This window comes from Pseudomonas sp. GW101-3H06, assembly GCF_059424605.1.
In genome coordinates, this window is sequence record NZ_JBWKZO010000001.1 from 4,750,881 (window position 1) to 4,769,915 (window position 19,035).

Here is a 19,035-nt window from a genome sequence, read left to right on the forward strand (position 1 = left end):
CGTTAGAACAAACTTATATATCTGAACGACGTGAGGAACTTAACCCTGATGTCTGTGCTCGAAAGGCCAGTAAGATACTTTCCATCAGGAGAAACACCCCATGCGTAAGACTTTAGCTATTGCCTTGATGTTGACCGCTTCCCTCGGTCTCGCTGCTTGCGATAAAAAATCCGAGGACAAAGCTCAAGACGCTACCCAACATGCTGAGCAAGCCCAGGAAAAAATGAGCGAGGCTCAGGATAAAGTGAACGAGGCGGCGAAAGAAAACGCCGAAGCCGCCAAAGCTCAGGCTGAATCGAACGAAGCAGCGGCAAAAGAAGCCGCGCCGGAAGCACCTAAGAACTAATCCGGTTTTTAGCGTGACAAAAGAAAACCCGCCAAGTGCGGGTTTTCTTTTGCCTGCAGTTTTGAATGCGCTGAGCACGCTAGAGCAAAATCGTTCGAAAAGTCGGACTAATCATCAGCAATAGCGAACAGATTAAACCCACCAGCCAAATCAGACTGCGCTGCCACGCCAAGTCTTTCCAGTAACACACCAAGTAGATAACTCGCGTGATCACGAAGATGATCGCCAGCAAGTCGATGAGCCATCCTGCCGTTTGCGTGGTATGCGCCATCAACACACCCACAGCGAACAATATGAAGGCTTCGAAACTATTCTGATGTGCCGCCACCGCGCGGGCACCCAAACCGGTGAGTTGCGCCTGCTGTTGGCGCGGCAGGTGATTGTTGTAACCACCCTGCTCTTTCATGGCCGTCGTCACGGGCATGCGCGCCACGTAAATCAGCACGGCACTGATAAACACACACCAGAATGGAATACTCATCAAACGACCTCTTTACTCACCTCGGGCAACGGCGCCTCAGTAGGGGTATAGACCATCACGTCGAGAACGTCGGAGTGAAACTCGCGGCGATACAACACAAACACAACGCCGGCACTCATCAACATGAATAACCAGGGGCTGACGAACCAGGCCAGCATCGTCATGCCAAAGTAGTAAGAACGCAGGCCGAAGTTGAACTGGTTGGCGGCCATGGAGATAACACGGGCTGCACGGGTAGCGAAGGCTTTGCGCTCCAGTTCGGAGACATGGCGCTCACCGACCATCGGCGCCGACCCCACAAGAATGGCCGCGAAGTTGTACTGACGCATGCACCAACTGAACGTGAAGAACGCGTAGACGAACACCAGCGCCAGGCATAGCAACTTGATTTCCGACATACCCTGGGAAGCTTGTTGCACTATCGGGATGTCCGCCAGCAACGAGACAGCCCTTTCCGAGGCGCCGAGTACAGTCAGAATGCCGGCCAGGATAATCAGTGTGCTGGACGCAAAGAACGACGCATTGCGCTCCAGATTGCCGATCACGCTGGCGTCGGCGATGCGGTTGTCGCGCAGCAGCATGCGGCGCATCCAGTCTTCGCGGTAAAGATGCAGGACACTGGCCAGGCAAGCAGTGTCGCGGCCCTTCCATGTGGCATAGCGGGTGTATCCGCCCCAGCAGATGATGAACCAGAGCGCGGCGAGGATGTGGATCAGGTTGGCTTGGATGAACGACATGCAGGTCCTTATGATGTAGTAACGGAACACTCAAACCTTATGGGAGCGAGCCTGCTCGCGAAAGCGCCGGATCAGTCAACATCCTTGTTGAATGTGGCGCCGCGTTCGCGAGCAGGCTCGCTCCCACATTAGGTTCGGCAATGCTTCGACGTTAGCTTAAGGAAAAAGACACTGCCTCACGCCCATTAAAAATGCCCCGTATCGATTGATACGGGGCATTTCTGTTTTGCGTACAAGCCCGCTCGTGACGGGCCAGTGAAGCTTAAGCCAGCGCTTCTTCGCGCTTGCCCAGCAAGCGATCGCAGGCCACAGCGACCACCAGGGTCATTACCGAAGGCACCAGCCACGCCAGGCCCTGCTCACTGAGCGGCAAGTGAGCCAGCTGAGTCGGCATCCAGTCTGCCAGGCCGGCGCCCTTGAGGGCATCGATCAAGCCGAAGATGAAAGACACCAGCATCACCGGACCGACAATGCGGCCCTGCTCATGCCAGAAGTCCTTGCAGAAGCTCAAGGCCACCAGGGCGATGCATGGCGGGTAGATCGCGGTCAGTACCGGGATCGAGAAGGCGATCAGCTTGGTGAGACCCAGGTTGGACACCAGCAACGAGAACGCCGCCAGGATGATCACCAGGGTCTTGTAGGACAGTGGCAGTACACGGCTGAAGTACTCCGCGCAGGCGCAGGTCAGGCCCACAGCCGTCACCAGGCACGCCAGGGAAATCAGCACCGCCAGGAAGCCGCTGCCCAGGGAGCCGAAGGTGTGTTGCACGTAGGCATGCAACACCGCCGCACCGTTGGTCGCTCCGGCGGCCACTTCATGGCTGCCGGAACCGAGCCGGAACAGGCTGACATACACCAGCGCCAGGCCCACGCCGGCAATCAGGCCGGCAATGATCGCGTAACGGGTAATCAGCGCCGGCGATTCGACGCCGCGGGAGCGAATGGCGTTGACGATAACGATGCCGAACACCAGCGCACCCAACGTATCCATGGTCAGGTAACCGTTGATGAAACCCTGGGAGAACGGTGCTGCAACGTATTCAGGCGTTGCCTGACCAATATCACCCGCCGGCAAGGCGAATGCCGCAATGCCCAGTACCGCCAGGGCGATGATCTTCAAGGGTGCGAGGAAACGACCCACGGTATCCAGCAGACGGCCTGGATAGAGCGAGATGAAGAACACCAGCAGGAAATACACCGAGCTGTAGAGGAACAGCGCCAGCGGACTTTCGCCGGTCAGCGGTGCCAGGCCCACTTCGAACGACACGGTAGCGGTACGCGGCGTGGCAAACAGTGGACCAACGGCCAGGTAGCACGCAGCCGCCAGCAGACCACCGGCCAGCTTACCGATCGGGCTGCTCAACGCGTCCATCGCGCCACCGACCTTGGCCAGCGCGACAACGGTGATCACCGGCAGACCTACCGCCGTGACCAGAAAGCCCAGCGCCGCCATCCAGACATTAGGCCCGGACTGCAAACCGACGATAGGCGGGAAAATGATATTGCCGGCCCCGACGAACAGGGCAAACGTCATAAAACCAAGTGCCAGGATGTCCTGACCTTTCAACACTTTCATTAAGGAAATACCACACTACTGAATCGGAATTTAGAGAGGGGTTTCCCTTATGGATGAGGGAAATGCAGTCGGTCCGTATGGGACTGACCCGTTTAGCGCGTAGCTGCCTTGTGGGCGGCGGACGCAAAAATGGCGGCTAGCCTAACGAATTTGGCCGTGAAACGCACTGATAGAGGGCGAACATTCCGATCTGCGACATTTTCGTGTCGCGTTTATGTATGAGAAGCAGCTACAAGCTACAAGTTTTGAGCTTCAAGCTTGTGCCCTGCAGCCCCTGACTTGCAGCTTGTAACTGCTCCAAAAGCACAAAGGCCACCCGAAGGTGGCCTTTGTTTGGTAAAGCGTCAGTTTAGCGCGAGGCTTACTTGACTGCCCAACCAGTCAGCTCGGCCAGGGCCTTGCCGATGTCTGCCAGCGAACGCACGGTTTTAACGCCTGCGTCTTGCAGAGCAGCGAATTTCTCGTCTGCAGTGCCTTTGCCGCCAGAGATGATTGCGCCAGCATGGCCCATGCGCTTGCCCGGAGGAGCAGTCACACCAGCGATGTAGGAAACAACCGGCTTGGTCACGTGCGCCTTGATGTAGGCAGCCGCTTCTTCTTCAGCCGAACCGCCGATCTCACCGATCATCACGATCGCTTCGGTCTTCGGGTCTTCCTGGAACAGTTTCAGGATGTCGATGAAGTTCGAACCCGGGATCGGGTCACCACCGATGCCGACGCAAGTCGACTGACCGAAACCGGCGTCAGTAGTTTGCTTGACAGCTTCGTAGGTCAGGGTGCCGGAACGGGAAACGATACCGACCTTGCCTGGCAAGTGAATGTGACCTGGCATGATGCCGATCTTGCATTCACCTGGAGTGATCACACCTGGGCAGTTAGGGCCGATCAGGGTAACACCCAGCTCGTCGCACTTGACCTTGGCATCCAGCATGTCCAGGGTAGGAATGCCTTCGGTGATGCACACGATCAGCTTGATGCCGCCGAAAGCAGCTTCCAGGATCGAGTCCTTGCAGAAAGGAGCCGGAACGTAGATCACGCTGGCGGTGGCGCCAGTGGCAGCTACGGCGTCTTTCACGGTGTTGAACACTGGCAGACCCAGGTGCTCGGTACCGCCTTTGCCTGGAGTTACACCACCCACCATCTTGGTGCCGTACTCGATGGCTTGCTGGGTGTGGAAACTACCTTGCGAACCGGTAATACCCTGGCAGATAACTTTGGTGTCTTTATTGATCAGGACGCTCATTATTTGCCCTCCGCAGCTTTGACAACTTGTTGAGCAGCGTCGGTCAGGCTGGTAGCAGCGATGATGTTCAAACCGCTTTCTGCCAGTACTTTAGCGCCCAGCTCAGCGTTGTTGCCTTCAAGGCGAACAACAACCGGGATTTTCACGCCGACTTCTTTCACTGCACCGATGATGCCTTCGGCAATCATGTCGCAACGAACGATGCCGCCGAAGATGTTGACCAATACTGCAGCGACGTTGGTGTCGGACAGGATGATCTTGAAAGCTTCGGTAACGCGTTCTTTGGTAGCACCGCCGCCCACGTCGAGGAAGTTGGCTGGCTTGCCGCCGTGCAGGTTGACGATGTCCATGGTACCCATGGCCAGACCGGCACCGTTGACCATGCAACCGATGTTGCCTTCCAGCGCTACGTAGTTCAGTTCGAACTTGGCAGCGTGCGCTTCGCGCGGATCGTCCTGCGACGGATCGTGGAAAGTCTTCAGCTTAGGCTGACGGTACATGGCGTTGGCGTCGATGTTGATCTTGGCGTCCAGGCAGTGCAGATCGCCGTCAGCCTTGATCACCAGCGGGTTCACTTCCAGCAGGGCCAGATCGTGATCCTGGAACAGTTTGGCCAGGCCAACGAAGATCTTGGCGAACTGGGCAACTTGCTTGCCTTCCAGACCCAGCTGGAATGCCAGCTCGCGACCCTGGAATGGCTGAGCGCCAACCAGTGGATCGATAGTGGCTTTCAGAATTTTTTCTGGAGTGTCGTGAGCGATTTTCTCGATGTCCACGCCACCTTCGGTGGAAGCCATGAACACGATGCGACGGCTCGAACGGTCAACGACAGCGCCCAGGTACAGCTCTTTAGCGATATCAGTGCACGATTCAACCAGGATCTTGGTGACTGGCTGACCGTTGGCGTCAGTCTGGTAAGTCACCAGACGCTTGCCCAGCCACTGCTGTGCGAAGGCTTTGGCGTCTTCTTTGTTGCGAACCAGCTTTACGCCGCCCGCTTTACCGCGACCACCGGCGTGGACCTGGGCTTTGACAACCCACTCGCTGCCGCCGATTTTGTCGCAAGCTTCTGCTGCTGCTTCCGGGGTGTCTACCGCGTAACCGGTGGATACTGGCAGGCCGTACTCAGCGAACAGCTGCTTACCCTGATACTCGTGAAGATTCATGCTTATTACCGTCTTCGTTAGGTACTGCGCATTCGGTGCTGCACTTGTTCAAGTGCCGCACCACCTGTGACTGCTGCTTGCGTAGCCTTTCCGGATACCCGGTGCAGCTACGCAAGACTGCGTCCAGCGGACATTCCGCGGTGAGTCTTGCACGCAAGGCTCACGACGGGCCGATACCGCCGTGGTTTCTTATTGTGTCTTAACGCTTCTTGCGGTTGGCGATGTGGATGGCGCCGCCATTCACCGCCAAAGCAGCTTCGTGCAAGGCTTCAGACAGGGTCGGATGGGAGAAAACCATCATGCCCAGGTCTTCAGCGCTGGTGCCGAACTCCATACCGATCGCGCCCTGCTGAACCAGTTCGGCAGCGCTTGGGCCAATCACGTGGACGCCCAATACGCGGTCTGTCTTGGCATCTGCGATGACCTTGACGAAACCGCCGGTATCGTTGGCAGCCATGGCACGGCCAGAGGCTGCGAACGGGAAGGTGCCGACGTTAACTTCTACGCCTTCAGCTTTCAAGGCCTGCTCGGTTTTACCGACCCACGCGATTTCCGGGTGAGTATAAATAACCGAAGGGATCAGATCATAGTTCATCTGGGCCTTGTGGCCCTTGATGCGCTCGACAACCATGATGCCCTCTTCCGACGCCTTGTGCGCCAGCATCATGCCGCGAACCACGTCACCGATGGCGTAAACGCCCGGTACGGTGGTGGCGCAGTGATCGTCAACGTGCACGAAACCGCGCTCGTCGAGGGTCACGCCGCAGTCGGCGGCCAGCAGATCAGTGGTCACCGGACGGCGACCAACGGCTACGATCAGCTTGTCGAACGTGATGTTCTGTTCGCCGTTGGCATCGGTGTAGTTCACAACGACTTCGTCGCCGTTCACTTTCGAACCGGTCACGCGAGCGCCCAGCTTGATGTCCAGGCCCTGCTTGGTCAGGGTTTTCAGCGCTTCCTTGGAAACGGCTGTGTCGGCTGCCATCAGGAAGGTGTCCAGGGCTTCCAGGACAGTCACCTCAGCACCCAGACGGGACCAGACCGAACCCAGTTCCAGACCGATCACGCCGGCGCCGATCACGCCCAGACGCTTGGGAACGGATTGGAATTCCAGTGCGCCGGTGGAGTCAACGATCACATTCTGGTCGACCGGGGCCGGTGGAATGTCGATCGGACGCGAACCTGGAGCCAGGATCACGTTTTCGGCTTCGATGACTTCAACCGAACCATCAGGCTTGGTGACTTCGACTTTCTTGCCGGCCAGCAGCTTGCCGTGGCCCTGGATCGAAGTAACGCCGTTGGCCTTGAACAGGGTTGCAACGCCGGAGGTCAGACCTTTGACGATGTTGGCCTTGCGGCCGACCATCGCTGGCACGTCCATGGTCACGCCAGTGTGGTTGATGCCGTGGATCGCGAAGCCATCCTGCGCTTCGTGGAATTTCCACGAGCTGTCCAGCAGGGCTTTCGACGGAATGCAGCCGACGTTCAGGCAGGTACCGCCCAGCGCCAGTTTGCCTTCCTTGTCGGTGTACTTCTCGATGCAGGCCGTGGTGAGACCCAGTTGCGCGGCCTTGATGGCAGCAACATAGCCGCCAGGGCCCGCACCGATCACTACTACGTCAAATTTCTGCGACATTCAAAAAATCCTCTTGAGCGAAAAGCTTCAAGCCGCAAGCCACAAGCCAAACTGCCTTTACTTGCAGCTTGTAGCTTGCAGCTCGCGACTGCTTCTATCAGATATCCAGCAACAGACGAGCCGGGTCTTCCAGCAGGTTCTTGATGGTCACCAGGAAGGTCACAGCTTCTTTGCCATCGATCAGACGGTGATCGTAGGACAGCGCCAGGTACATCATCGGACGGATAACGACCTGGCCGTTGATCGCCATAGGACGCTGGATGATGTTGTGCATGCCCAGAATCGCAGCCTGCGGCGGGTTGACGATCGGGGTCGACATCATCGAACCGAAGGTACCGCCGTTGGTGATGGTGAACGTACCGCCAGTCATTTCTTCCATCGACAGTTTGCCGTCACGGGCTTTCTTGCCGAACGTAGCGATGCCGCCTTCGATTTCAGCCAGGCTCATCAGCTCGGCGTTACGCAGAACCGGTACCACCAGGCCGCGGTCGCTGGAAACAGCAACACCGACGTCAGCGTAGCCGTGGTAGACGATGTCCGCACCGTCGATCGACGCGTTGACAGCCGGGAAGCGCTTGAGCGCTTCGGTAGCGGCTTTCACGAAGAACGACATGAAGCCCAGGCGCACGCCGTTGTGGGACTTCTCGAACAGATCCTTGTACTTCGAACGCAGGGCCATGACTTCGGTCATGTCGACTTCGTTGAAAGTGGTCAGCATCGCCATGTTCGATTGAGCTTCAACCAGACGCTCGGCAACCTTGGCACGCAGACGGGTCATCGGAACGCGCTTTTCAACGCGGTCACCGGCCGCGAATACCGGAGCAGCAGCGGCAGGTGCGGCAGCCTTGGCAGGCGCAGCAGCCGGAGCGGCTTTCTTGGCGGCAACGGCCGCAACCACGTCTTCCTTGGTCACACGACCGCCTTTGCCGGTACCGGCAACGGACGCGATGTTGATACCGTTTTCTTCAGCCAGCTTGCGAGCAGCCGGGGCAGCAACAGGATCATCTTCGCCTTCGGCAGCCGGAGCAGCGGCTTGAGCAGCGGCGGCCGGGGCAGCAGCTGGAGCAGCGGCGGCAGCGCCACCTTCAACGATCGAGCCCAACACTTCGTCGGACAGAACGGTGTCGCCTTCGTTCTTGACGATAGCGCCCAGCACGCCGTCAGCAGTGGCCAGAACTTCCAGTACGACTTTGTCGGTTTCGATGTCGACAATCAGTTCGTCACGCTTGACGGCGTCGCCCGGTTGTTTGTGCCAGGTGGCAACGGTGCCATCGGCAACCGATTCCGGGAAAGTGGGGGCTTTGATCTCGATAGCCATTATCTGTGGTTCCTTAAATTCGGTTTCAGGTGCGCGAAGGCATTAAACGGTAAAGGCGTCTTGCAGCAGTTGTTCCTGCTGCTCGGCGTGCATCGATGCGTAACCGCATGCGGGTGCAGCAGAAGCCTCACGGCCCGCGTACTCGAGTACGAGAGACTTGTTGAGGTTGCTGATGCTGCGACGCATGTGGTGCTGGCTGCTGTACCACGCGCCCTGGTTCATCGGCTCTTCCTGGCACCAGACGGCATGTTTGGCGTTGGTGTAAGGAGCCAGGACTTCGTTCAAGTCGTCCTCAGGGAATGGGTACAACTGCTCGATACGCACGATGGCGATATCGTCACGGCCTTCGGCACGGCGTTTTTCCAGCAGGTCGTAGTAGACCTTGCCGCTGCACAGAACAATGCGCTCGACCTTTTTCGGGTCCAGGGCATCGATTTCCGGGATAACGGTCTGGAACGAACCTTCGGCCAGATCTTCAAGCGTCGAGACGGCCAACTTGTGACGCAGCAGCGACTTCGGAGTCAGGACTACCAATGGTTTGCGCAGCGGGCGAATCACCTGACGGCGCAGCAAGTGATAGATCTGAGCCGGCGTCGTCGGCATGCACACCTGAATGTTGTGCTCGGCGCACAGTTGCAGGTAACGCTCCAGACGAGCCGAGGAGTGCTCCGGCCCCTGACCTTCATAACCGTGCGGCAGCAGCATGGTCAGACCGCACAGGCGGCCCCACTTGTGCTCGCCACTGGTGATGAACTGGTCGATAACCACCTGAGCACCGTTGGCGAAGTCGCCGAACTGGGCTTCCCAGATAACCAGGGCGTTTGGCGTGGTGGTCGAATAACCGTATTCGAACGCCAGCACGGCCTCTTCGGACAGGAACGAGTCGTACAGGTCGAAGCGTGGCTGACCGTCGTACAGGTTCTGCAACGGCACGTAAGTGCCCGCATCCTTCTGGTTGTGCAACACGGCATGACGGTGCGAGAACGTACCGCGGCCGATGTCCTGGCCGGTCATGCGGATCGGGTGACCTTCGAACGCCAGGGTCGCGTACGCCATGGTTTCGGCGTAACCCCAGTTGATCGGCAAGCCGCCGGCTTGCATCTTCTGACGGTCTTCGTAGATCTTGGCAACCTGGCGCTGAACCACGAAGCCTTCCGGAATTTCCAGCAGCTTGGCGGACAGTTCCTGCAAGGTCTTCAGGTCGAAGCGAGTGTCGTGACGCGCGGTCCAGGCGTGACCCAGATACGGACGCCAATCCACGAACAGCTCTTTGTTCGGCTCCTTGACCAGGCTTTTCACCACGTGCAGACCATTGTCCAGCGCGTTGCGGTATTCGTCGACTTTCGCCTGAACGCGTTCTGCGTCCATCACACCGCTCTGGGTCAGACGATCGGCATACAGCTCACGAGTGGTGCGCTGCTTGGTGATCTGCTGATACATCAGTGGCTGGGTGCCGCTAGGTTCGTCAGCCTCGTTGTGGCCGCGGCGACGGTAGCAGACCAGATCGATCACCACGTCACGCTTGAACTGCATGCGGTAGTCGATGGCCAGCTGGGTCACGAACAATACGGCTTCCGGATCATCACCATTTACATGGAGGATCGGCGCCTGGATCATTTTCGCGACGTCGGTAGCGTACTCGGTGGAACGCGAGTCCAGCGGGTTGCTGATGGTGAAACCGACCTGGTTGTTGATCACGATGTGCACGGTGCCGCCAGTCTTGAAACCGCGGGTCTGCGACATCTGGAAGGTTTCCATCACCACGCCTTGACCGGCGAATGCCGCGTCACCGTGGATGGAGATCGGCAGAACCTTCTCACCGGTAGGGTCGTTACGACGATCCTGACGGGCGCGAACGGAACCCTCGACCACTGGAGATACGATTTCCAGGTGGGACGGGTTGAACGCCATGGCCAGGTGAACTTCACCGCCGGTGGTCATCACGTTGGACGAGAAGCCCTGATGGTATTTAACGTCACCGGAACCCAGTTCAACCTTTTTCTTGCCTTCGAACTCGTCGAACAGCTCGCGCGGGTTCTTGCCGAAGGTGTTGACCAGCACGTTCAGACGGCCACGGTGGGCCATGCCGATGACGATTTCCTTGGTGCCGTAGGAACCGGAACGCTGGATCAGCTCGTCGAGCATCGGAATCAGGCTCTCGCCGCCTTCCAGGCCGAAACGCTTGGTGCCCGGGTATTTGGTACCCAGGTATTTTTCCAGGCCTTCGCCGGCAGTGACGCGTTCAAGCAGGTGGCTCTTGATGTCGGCGGAGTACGTCGGACGGCCACGCACGCTTTCCAGACGCTGCTGGAACCACTGGCGCTGCTGGGAATCGGTGATATGCGTGAATTCAGCGCCGATGGTGCGGCAATATGTCTGCTGCAACGCTTCGTGAATTTCGCGTAGGCTCGCTTCCTCTTTGCCGATGAACAGGTCGCCGGCACGGAAGGTCGTATCAAGATCGGCATTGGTCAAGCCGTAATGATTGATCGACAGGTCTGCAGGTGCAGTACGCTGCCACAGCCCCAGCGGGTCAAGCTGGGCTGCCTGGTGGCCACGCATACGGTAGGCCTGGATCAATCGCAGCACTTCAACTTGCTTCTTCTCGTGCTCACTGCTCACGCTGCCGGCGGAAACCGGTTGGGCGCGGCGCTGGTTCTTTGCCAGCAAGACGAAATGATCGCGAATTGTGGAGTGCGAAACATCGGTGGCAGAGTTGCCGTCGGCAGGCAACTTCTGGAAGTAGGTGCGCCACTCTTCTGGCACAGCGTTAGGGTCGTGCAGGTAGAGCTCGTAGAGCTCTTCCACATAGGCAGCGTTACTACCGGATAGGTAGGCGCTGTTCCACATGCGCTGCATCACGCTTTCTTGCATGCTTGGTCACCCTCGGTTAGGGGAACACCACCGGTGTCGACACCGAGCAAACTTGCAGAAGTCCAAATGCAGCGACCAAAACAAGCCACTAGGATCACACTGATAGTCCGGGTACCAGCCCGGATGCCCCTGCTTGTCTCATTTCTTCAAAGTAAGAGCCGCAGCCTTTTAAGCTGCCGCTCTGGTTATAGCCAGGACGCGGGTTGAAGCCCGCGCCTTAGCCTCTACGTTTACAGCGGCACTACATTTACAACAGCTGAGTTACAGCAGCTGAATCACACGCCGCTGGAGAGCAGCATGTGACGGATGTGACCGATGGCCTTAGTCGGGTTCAGGCCTTTCGGACATACGTTGACGCAGTTCATGATCCCGCGGCAGCGGAATACGCTGAACGGGTCATCCAGCGAAGCCAGACGCTCGGCCGTCTTGGTGTCGCGGCTGTCTGCCAGGAAGCGGTACGCTTGCAGCAGGGCAGCTGGACCCAGGAACTTGTCCGGGTTCCACCAGAAGGACGGGCAAGAGGTCGAGCAGCAAGCACACAGGATGCACTCGTACAGACCGTCGAGCTTTTCACGCTCTTCAGGGGACTGCAGACGCTCGATGGCCGGAGCCGGCGTGTCGTTCTGCAGGAATGGCTTAACCTTCTCGTATTGCTTGTAGAAGATGCTCATATCAACAACCAGGTCACGGATAACCGGCAAACCTGGCAAAGGACGAACGATCAACTTGTTACCTTTTACAACGGCGGACAGTGGCGTGATGCACGCCAGGCCGTTCTTGCCGTTGATGTTCATGCCGTCGGAGCCGCAAACGCCTTCACGGCAGGAGCGACGATAGGAGAAACCTTCGTCCTGCTCTTTGATCAGCGCCAGCACGTCCAGCACCATCAGGTCTTTACCACCGGTATCGACCTGGAATTCCTGCATGAACGGCGCAGCGTCCTGATCAGGGTTGTAACGATAAACACTGACTTGCAACATGGCGGCCACCCTTAATAAGTCCGAATCTTAGGTTCAAAAGTCGGAACAGTCTTCGGCGAGAAGTTCACTGCACGCTTGGCAACGCGCTTCTCACCCGGGAAGTACAGGGTGTGGCACAGCCAGTTTTCGTCGTCACGGTCTTCGAAGTCTTCACGAGCGTGAGCACCGCGGGATTCTTTGCGCACTTCTGCAGCGATGGCGGTCGCTTCAGCCACTTCCAGCAGGTTTTGCAGTTCCAGTGCTTCGATACGCGCCGTGTTGAACGCCTGCGACTTGTCGTTGATCTTGACGTTGGCGATACGGGTACGCAGATCAGCCAGCTGGGCAATACCCTTCTGCATGTATTCACCGGTACGGAATACACCGAAGTAGTTCTGCATGCAGCTTTGCAGCTCACGACGCAGGGTGGCGACGTCTTCGCCTTCGGTACGCTCGTTCAGAGCGGACAGACGCGACAGGGCCGCATTGATGTCGGCGTCGGTAGCGTCGTCGTATTCGATACCGTCGGTCAGGGCTTTTTCCAGATGCAGACCCGCCGCGCGACCGAATACCACCAGGTCGAGCAACGAGTTGCCGCCCAGACGGTTGGCACCGTGAACCGATACGCAAGCCACTTCACCCACTGCGAACAGACCAGGGATGATGGTGTCGACGCCGTCGGCATCCTGAGTGATTGCCTGGCCATGAATGTTGGTGGCAACGCCGCCCATCATATAGTGGCAAGTCGGAACAACCGGAACAGGCGCAACAACCGGGTCAACGTGAGCGAAGGTTTTCGACAGTTCGCAGATGCCTGGCAGACGGCTGTGCAGCACTTCCTCGCCCAGGTGGTCGAGTTTGAGCATTACGTGGTCGCCATTCGGACCGCAACCGTTACCGGCGATGATCTCTTTAACCATCGAACGGGCAACAACGTCACGACCGGCAAGGTCTTTGGCGTTCGGAGCATAACGCTCCATGAAACGCTCGCCGTGCTTGTTGATCAGGTAACCACCTTCACCACGGCAACCTTCGGTCACCAGTACACCGGCGCCGGCGATACCGGTCGGGTGGAACTGCCACATTTCGATGTCTTGTACCGGTACGCCTGCACGCAGGGCCATGCCGACGCCGTCACCGGTGTTGATCAGGGCGTTGGTGGTCGAGGCGTAGATACGACCTGCACCGCCAGTCGCCAGCACGGTGGCTTTCGAACGGATATAGGTGGTTTCGCCGGTTTCGATACAGATGGCGATAACGCCAACAAACGCGCCGTCCTGATTTTTCACCAGGTCAACAGCGTAGTACTCGTTCAGGAACGTGGTACCGGCTTTCAGGTTGCCCTGATAAAGGGTGTGCAACAGCGCGTGACCGGTACGGTCGGAAGCGGCGCAAGTACGGGCAGCCTGCCCGCCTTTACCGTAATCCTTCGACTGACCGCCGAATGGACGCTGGTAGATACGACCGGTTTCGGTACGCGAGAACGGCAGCCCCATGTGGTCCAGCTCGAAAACGGCAGCCGGGCCTTCCTGACACATGTATTCGATAGCATCCTGGTCACCGATGTAGTCGGAACCCTTGACGGTATCGTACATGTGCCAGCGCCAGTCATCGTTCGGGTCGGCCGACGCGATGGCGCAGGTGATGCCGCCCTGTGCCGACACAGTGTGCGAACGGGTCGGGAACACCTTGGTGATCACGGCAGTCTTGTGGCCGCCTTGCGCCAGTTGCAGCGCTGCGCGCATGCCGGCACCGCCACCACCAATAATGATGGCGTCGAAAGAAATCGTTGGAATGTTAGCCATGAATCAGATACCCCAGAGAATCTGCACACCCCAGACGAAGTACGCGAACATCGCAACGCCGCATACCGACTGGAAAAGGAAACGTACTGCGGTCGCGGACTTGCCCAGCGCCATCGGCGTCAGGTAGTCGGTCGCGATGGTCCACATGCCAACCCAGGCGTGAGCGCCCAGGGCAACGAGGGCCAGCAGACTGAAGATACGCATCCCGTTGTGGGCGAACAGACCATGCCATTGGTCGTAGCCAATGCCCGGGTTCGCTGCGAGGTATCCGATCAGGAAGATGAAATAAGCCGCGAGAACAACCGCAGACACACGTTGCGCCATCCAGTCATAGAGGCCCGAACGCGACAGGTTCGTAACGCTGGTTACCATATCCAAACTCCCGCCAGAATGATCAGCACCGCAGACACGGCGATAATGATTTTCGAGCCCAGCGTGCCGCCTTCCAGCGTCTCACCGATGCCCATGTCCATAATCATGTGGCGCACACCGGCTACCAGGTGATACAGGAGAGCGGAAAGGAGGCCCCATGCTACGAACTTGGCCAGAGGGCTGGTCAAGGTTGCCTTCACGTCGGCAAAACCTTCCTCGGAACCCAGGGATTTGCCCAATGCATAAAGCATGAAGCCCAGGCCCAGGAAGAGGATGATGCCGGAAACACGGTGAAGAAACGACGTAACGCCGGTGATGGGGAGTTTGATGGTCCTTAGGTCTAGGTTTACAGGTCGTTGGCTTTTCACGGCTTTTTTTCACACTGAAGAGCCCCTAACAATCAGGGCAAAGTTGTTGGGGAGTGCACTGGTCAGGTAACCACCACCCAGGGATGCGACCCCCAATAAAGCAGGCCCAAAAGCCCTTGGCGGTCGGTGGCCGAGTATAGACAGTTAGGCTACTAATGACAACGCAAACACCTAGCCCAAATAGCTGATTGCACAACGCGTATAAAAGGCGTAAATGGCAGGCAATTTCGAGAAAAAAGTCGGGTTAAAGCCTTCTGGAGCAAGACTTTAGGCAAATTGACATTCGAATTTATCTCACTATAGTGGTGCGGGCCCTGCGTGGGGGGTCTGTCTGATGATTTCAAGCATAAATAGGAGGCCACATGGCTGACAAAAAAGCGCAGTTGATCATCGAGGGCGCAGCCCCCGTCGAGCTGCCCATTTTAACCGGCACCGTTGGTCCCGATGTTATCGATGTTCGGGGTCTGACGGCCACGGGCCGCTTTACCTTTGACCCTGGTTTCATGTCGACCGCTTCCTGCGAGTCGAAGATCACCTATATTGACGGCGACAACGGCATTCTGTTGCACCGCGGCTACCCGATCGAACAGCTGGCTGAAAAGTCGGACTACCTGGAAACCTGCTATCTGCTGCTCAACGGCGAATTGCCGACCGCAGAACAGAAGGCCCAGTTCGTCGGCACCGTCAAGAACCACACCATGGTTCACGAGCAGCTGAAGACTTTCTTCAACGGCTTCCGTCGCGACGCCCACCCGATGGCCGTCATGTGCGGCGTAGTCGGCGCCCTCTCGGCCTTCTACCACGACTCCCTGGACATCAATAACCCGCAGCATCGCGAAATCTCCGCGATCCGCCTGGTTGCCAAGATGCCGACCCTGGCAGCGATGGTTTACAAGTACTCCATGGGTCAACCCATGATGTACCCGCGCAACGACCTGTCGTACGCGGAAAACTTCCTGCACATGATGTTCAACACCCCGTGCGAGATCAAACCGATCAGCCCGGTACTCGCCAAGGCCATGGACCGGATTTTCATCCTCCACGCCGACCACGAGCAGAACGCATCGACTTCCACCGTACGTCTGGCGGGCTCTTCAGGCGCCAACCCGTTCGCCTGTATCGCCGCCGGTATCGCTGCACTGTGGGGCCCTGCCCACGGCGGCGCCAACGAAGCCGTACTGACCATGCTCGATGAAATCGGCGATGTCTCGAACATCGACAAGTACATCGCCAAGGCCAAGGACAAGAACGATCCGTTCAAACTGATGGGCTTCGGTCACCGCGTTTACAAAAACCGCGACCCGCGCGCCACCGTCATGAAGCAGACTTGCGACGAAGTGCTGAAGGAACTGGGCATCACCAACGATCCGCAACTCGAACTGGCCATGCGCCTGGAAGAGATCGCCCTGACCGACCCGTACTTCATCGAACGTTCGCTGTACCCGAACGTCGACTTCTACTCGGGGATCATCCTCAAGGCGATCGGCATTCCAACCAGCATGTTCACCGTGATCTTCGCCCTGGCGCGGACCGTCGGCTGGATCTCCCACTGGAAAGAAATGCTCTCCAGCCCGTACAAGATCGGTCGCCCGCGCCAGTTGTACACCGGCTACGAGTCGCGTGACATCACCAAGCTGGAAGACCGCAAATAAGACCTGTCTTGCGATAACGTCTTGGTTGCACCGGGAACGGCCTCTATTTATATAGAGGCCGTTTTTGTTTGGCCTGCGCTCCCACAGCGGAACGCGAACAGCAGTGAGGTCGAGTGTCAGCTCGCCTCGGCTGCTTTTGATCTGCCCGCCCCTTCGGAAGGCTGAGCCAAAGGGACTCGCCGTAGGGCGAAACCATATGCAGCCATTACCTCAGCAATGGATATGCACCCGGTCACCCCCTCCACAATCAAACTTCACGCCTAAAACATCCGATAACCGCCCACAAAAAAAATGCCCCGATCTCTCGACCGGGGCATTCATATTTAACGCAGCTTATATATAGATCGCTGAAGCCTTAGTGCGAAACCGCACCACTCGCCCCCAACCCCGTCTGCGAGCGGACGAATTGCGGGAAGAACAGCGCCCGCTCATTGTCAGCCGCAGTCGACTTGTCGGTAACCGAGAAGAACCAGATACCGATAAAGGCAATGATCATCGAGAACAGCGCCGGGTACTCGTACGGGAAGATCGCCTTCTCGTGATGCAGGATCTGCACCCAGATGGTCGGACCGAGCACCATCAGGCCCACGGCACTTACCAGGCCCATCCAGCCGCCGATCATCGCACCGCGGGTGGTCAGCTTTTTCCAGTACATGGAAAGCAGCAACACAGGGAAGTTGCAGCTCGCCGCGATGGAGAACGCCAGGCCTACCATGAACGCGATGTTCTGGCTTTCGAACAGGATGCCCAGTGCGATCGCCAACACCGCCAAGGCGACAGTGGTGATTTTCGAGACGCGGATCTCATCCTTCTCGTTGGCCTTGCCTTTCTTGATCACGCTGGCGTACAGGTCGTGAGACACCGCCGATGCACCGGCCAGGGTCAGACCGGCAACCACTGCCAGAATGGTTGCGAACGCTACCGCCGAAATGAAGCCCAGGAAGATACTGCCACCGACCGCGTTGGACAGGTGCACCGCCGCCATGTTGTTACCGCCCAGCAATGCGCCGGCAGCATCTTTGAAGGCCGGGTTGGTGCTGACCAGCAGGATCGCGCCGAAACCGATGATGAAGGTCAGGATATAGAAGTAGCCAATGAAACCGGTTGCGTACAGCACGCTCTTACGAGCTTCTTTCGCGTCACTCACAGTGAAGAAGCGCATCAGGATGTGAGGCAGGCCAGCGGTACCGAACATCAGCGCCAGACCGAGGGAGAACGCCGAGATCGGATCTTTCACCAGGCCGCCCGGGCTCATGATCGCGTCAGCTTTCGGGTGAACCTTGATGGCTTCGGAGAACAGCATGTTGAAGTCGAAGTTGACGTGCTTCATCACCATCAGCGCCATGAAGGAGGCACCGGACAGCAGCAGGACTGCCTTGATGATCTGCACCCATGTGGTCGCCAACATGCCGCCGAACAGTACGTAGGCGCACATCAGGATACCGACGAGGATCACCGCAACATGGTAATCAAGGCCGAACAGCAGCTGGATCAGCTTGCCGGCGCCAACCATTTGCGCGATCAGGTAGAACGCCACCACCACCAGCGAACCGCAGGCGGACAGCGAACGGATCTGGGTTTGCCCCAGGCGGTAGGACGCCACGTCGGCAAAGGTGTATTTACCCAGGTTACGCAGGCGCTCGGCGATCAGGAACAAAATGATCGGCCAACCCACCAGGAAGCCGATCGAATAGATCAGGCCGTCGTAGCCGGAGGTGAACACCAGCGCGGAAATACCCAGGAAGGACGCCGCGGACATGTAGTCACCGGCGATTGCCAGACCGTTCTGGAAACCGGTGATCTTGCCGCCCGCCGCATAGTAGTCGGCTGCCGACTTGTTGCGTTTGGAGGCCCAGTAAGTGATGCACAGGGTCGCACCGACGAAGGCGACAAACATCACAATCGCGGACACGTTAAGCGGTTGCTTCTGCACGGCACCGGTCAGGGCGTCAGCCGCCCAGGCGCCCGGTGCGAAGGCTGCGATGCTCAAAAGAGCCATTAGACGCCGGATCATTGCTGAGCCTCCTTGAGAATCGCATTGTTCAGGTCGTCGAACTCGCCATTGGCGCGTCGTACGTAAATACCGGTCAGGACGAAGGCCGAAACAATCAGCCCGACACCGATCGGTATGCCCCAGGTAATCGAGGACTCAGGGCTGAGTTTCGCCCCCAGTACCTGCGGCCCGTAGGCAATCAAAAGGATGAATCCGGAGTAAAGCCCTAGCATGATCGCCGAAAGAATCCAGGCGAATCGTTCCCTCTTGCTAACCAGCTCCTTGAATCGCGGGCTGTTTTGAATCGAGAGGTAAATGCTGTCGTTCATTGTTTTTATCCTCGCAGCACAAATTTAGTTGGAACGTAGCCACTCTATTCGGCTCAAGGACAGGTTCCAGACGACCTTAGTCTTAGAACCACATGACGTTCTCGCCATTTACCAGCACACCATAAATAACTGAGGGAGCGAGCCTGCTCGCGAAAGCGTCGTGTCAGTCAACATCTGAGT

16 protein-coding genes are annotated in these 19,035 nt (G+C 57.8%); 2 read left to right on the top strand and 14 right to left on the bottom strand.

From position 1 onward, the window contains the following. Window positions 1–100: 100 nt before the first annotated feature. Complete coding sequence (locus AC07ZE_RS21685) at window positions 101–346, top strand: hypothetical protein (protein WP_095195646.1); 246 nt, start codon at window positions 101–103, stop codon at window positions 344–346. A gap of 79 nt (window positions 347–425) precedes the next feature. Here AC07ZE_RS21685 and AC07ZE_RS21690 read toward each other — a convergent pair whose 3' ends face one another. From AC07ZE_RS21690 to sdhC, 12 genes are all read right to left on the bottom strand, one after another. Then, window positions 426–827 (bottom strand): MAPEG family protein, encoded by a 402-nt coding sequence (locus AC07ZE_RS21690; RefSeq protein WP_095195647.1) that lies wholly within the window; start codon window positions 825–827, stop codon window positions 426–428. Further along, window positions 827–1,564: a DUF599 domain-containing protein gene (locus AC07ZE_RS21695; RefSeq protein ID WP_207266583.1), complete on the bottom strand. Its 738-nt coding sequence runs from the start codon at window positions 1,562–1,564 to the stop codon at window positions 827–829. Before AC07ZE_RS21695 ends, AC07ZE_RS21690 begins: the two co-directional genes overlap by 1 nt. 262 nt (window positions 1,565–1,826) lie before the next feature. Continuing rightward, window positions 1,827–3,140 carry a branched-chain amino acid transport system II carrier protein gene (gene brnQ, locus AC07ZE_RS21700; RefSeq protein WP_095195649.1) on the bottom strand — a complete coding sequence of 438 codons (1,314 nt, stop codon included), beginning with the start codon at window positions 3,138–3,140 and terminating at the stop codon, window positions 1,827–1,829. Between the two features lie 361 nt (window positions 3,141–3,501). Beyond that, a complete protein-coding gene (gene sucD, locus AC07ZE_RS21705) occupies window positions 3,502–4,383 on the bottom strand; it encodes a succinate--CoA ligase subunit alpha (RefSeq protein ID WP_003223019.1) in 882 nt (293 codons plus the stop codon). Then, window positions 4,383–5,549 carry an ADP-forming succinate--CoA ligase subunit beta gene (sucC, locus tag AC07ZE_RS21710; RefSeq protein ID WP_003223015.1) on the bottom strand — a complete coding sequence of 389 codons (1,167 nt, stop codon included), beginning with the start codon at window positions 5,547–5,549 and terminating at the stop codon, window positions 4,383–4,385. Before sucC ends, sucD begins: the two co-directional genes overlap by 1 nt. A 199-nt stretch (window positions 5,550–5,748) precedes the next feature. Next, the gene (lpdA, locus tag AC07ZE_RS21715; protein WP_207266584.1) at window positions 5,749–7,185 is read right to left on the bottom strand and encodes a dihydrolipoyl dehydrogenase; all 1,437 of its coding nucleotides are present in this window, start codon (window positions 7,183–7,185) and stop codon (window positions 5,749–5,751) included. A gap of 97 nt (window positions 7,186–7,282) precedes the next feature. Further along, entirely contained in the window at window positions 7,283–8,503 is a 1,221-nt protein-coding gene (gene odhB, locus AC07ZE_RS21720) for a 2-oxoglutarate dehydrogenase complex dihydrolipoyllysine-residue succinyltransferase (protein WP_095195651.1), read from the bottom strand. 42 nt (window positions 8,504–8,545) lie between these two features. Beyond that, window positions 8,546–11,377 (bottom strand): 2-oxoglutarate dehydrogenase E1 component, encoded by a 2,832-nt coding sequence (locus tag AC07ZE_RS21725; RefSeq protein WP_207266585.1) that lies wholly within the window; start codon window positions 11,375–11,377, stop codon window positions 8,546–8,548. Between the two features lie 275 nt (window positions 11,378–11,652). Continuing rightward, a complete protein-coding gene (locus tag AC07ZE_RS21730) occupies window positions 11,653–12,357 on the bottom strand; it encodes a succinate dehydrogenase iron-sulfur subunit (protein WP_095195653.1) in 705 nt (234 codons plus the stop codon). Window positions 12,358–12,368: 11 nt separating this feature from the next. After that, window positions 12,369–14,141 carry a succinate dehydrogenase flavoprotein subunit gene (gene sdhA / locus AC07ZE_RS21735; protein ID WP_137805433.1) on the bottom strand — a complete coding sequence of 591 codons (1,773 nt, stop codon included), beginning with the start codon at window positions 14,139–14,141 and terminating at the stop codon, window positions 12,369–12,371. 3 nt (window positions 14,142–14,144) lie between these two features. Beyond that, entirely contained in the window at window positions 14,145–14,513 is a 369-nt protein-coding gene (gene sdhD / locus AC07ZE_RS21740; RefSeq protein ID WP_207266586.1) for a succinate dehydrogenase, hydrophobic membrane anchor protein, read from the bottom strand. Then, entirely contained in the window at window positions 14,507–14,881 is a 375-nt protein-coding gene (gene sdhC / locus AC07ZE_RS21745) for a succinate dehydrogenase, cytochrome b556 subunit (protein ID WP_083348457.1), read from the bottom strand. Before sdhC ends, sdhD begins: the two co-directional genes overlap by 7 nt. A 362-nt stretch (window positions 14,882–15,243) precedes the next feature. Between sdhC and gltA the strand changes: the two genes are divergently transcribed. Next, the gene (gene gltA / locus AC07ZE_RS21750; RefSeq protein ID WP_007936034.1) at window positions 15,244–16,533 is read left to right on the top strand and encodes a citrate synthase; all 1,290 of its coding nucleotides are present in this window, start codon (window positions 15,244–15,246) and stop codon (window positions 16,531–16,533) included. A gap of 355 nt (window positions 16,534–16,888) precedes the next feature. On the opposite strand, the gene AC07ZE_RS21755 is transcribed toward gltA, so the two are convergent. Together AC07ZE_RS21755 and AC07ZE_RS21760 are read right to left on the bottom strand one after the other, a co-directional pair. After that, on the bottom strand, window positions 16,889–18,547 hold the full coding sequence (locus AC07ZE_RS21755) for a cation acetate symporter (protein WP_207266587.1): 1,659 nt from the start codon (window positions 18,545–18,547) through the stop codon (window positions 16,889–16,891). Next, window positions 18,544–18,855, bottom strand: coding sequence for a DUF485 domain-containing protein (locus tag AC07ZE_RS21760; RefSeq protein WP_207266588.1), 312 nt, complete (start codon window positions 18,853–18,855; stop codon window positions 18,544–18,546). Before AC07ZE_RS21760 ends, AC07ZE_RS21755 begins: the two co-directional genes overlap by 4 nt. Window positions 18,856–19,035 lie beyond the last annotated feature (180 nt).

Coding starts and splice junctions, on each gene's coding strand:
- AC07ZE_RS21685 (WP_095195646.1), top strand. CDS start 101: ATGCGTAAGACTTTAGCTATTGCCTTGATGTTGACCGCTTCCCTCGGT.
- AC07ZE_RS21690 (WP_095195647.1), bottom strand. CDS start 827: ATGAGTATTCCATTCTGGTGTGTGTTTATCAGTGCCGTGCTGATTTAC.
- AC07ZE_RS21695 (WP_207266583.1), bottom strand. CDS start 1,564: ATGTCGTTCATCCAAGCCAACCTGATCCACATCCTCGCCGCGCTCTGG.
- brnQ (WP_095195649.1), bottom strand. CDS start 3,140: ATGAAAGTGTTGAAAGGTCAGGACATCCTGGCACTTGGTTTTATGACG.
- sucD (WP_003223019.1), bottom strand. CDS start 4,383: ATGAGCGTCCTGATCAATAAAGACACCAAAGTTATCTGCCAGGGTATT.
- sucC (WP_003223015.1), bottom strand. CDS start 5,549: ATGAATCTTCACGAGTATCAGGGTAAGCAGCTGTTCGCTGAGTACGGC.
- lpdA (WP_207266584.1), bottom strand. CDS start 7,185: ATGTCGCAGAAATTTGACGTAGTAGTGATCGGTGCGGGCCCTGGCGGC.
- odhB (WP_095195651.1), bottom strand. CDS start 8,503: ATGGCTATCGAGATCAAAGCCCCCACTTTCCCGGAATCGGTTGCCGAT.
- AC07ZE_RS21725 (WP_207266585.1), bottom strand. CDS start 11,377: ATGCAAGAAAGCGTGATGCAGCGCATGTGGAACAGCGCCTACCTATCC.
- AC07ZE_RS21730 (WP_095195653.1), bottom strand. CDS start 12,357: ATGTTGCAAGTCAGTGTTTATCGTTACAACCCTGATCAGGACGCTGCG.
- sdhA (WP_137805433.1), bottom strand. CDS start 14,141: ATGGCTAACATTCCAACGATTTCTTTCGACGCCATCATTATTGGTGGT.
- sdhD (WP_207266586.1), bottom strand. CDS start 14,513: ATGGTAACCAGCGTTACGAACCTGTCGCGTTCGGGCCTCTATGACTGG.
- gltA (WP_007936034.1), top strand. CDS start 15,244: ATGGCTGACAAAAAAGCGCAGTTGATCATCGAGGGCGCAGCCCCCGTC.
- AC07ZE_RS21755 (WP_207266587.1), bottom strand. CDS start 18,547: ATGATCCGGCGTCTAATGGCTCTTTTGAGCATCGCAGCCTTCGCACCG.
- AC07ZE_RS21760 (WP_207266588.1), bottom strand. CDS start 18,855: ATGAACGACAGCATTTACCTCTCGATTCAAAACAGCCCGCGATTCAAG.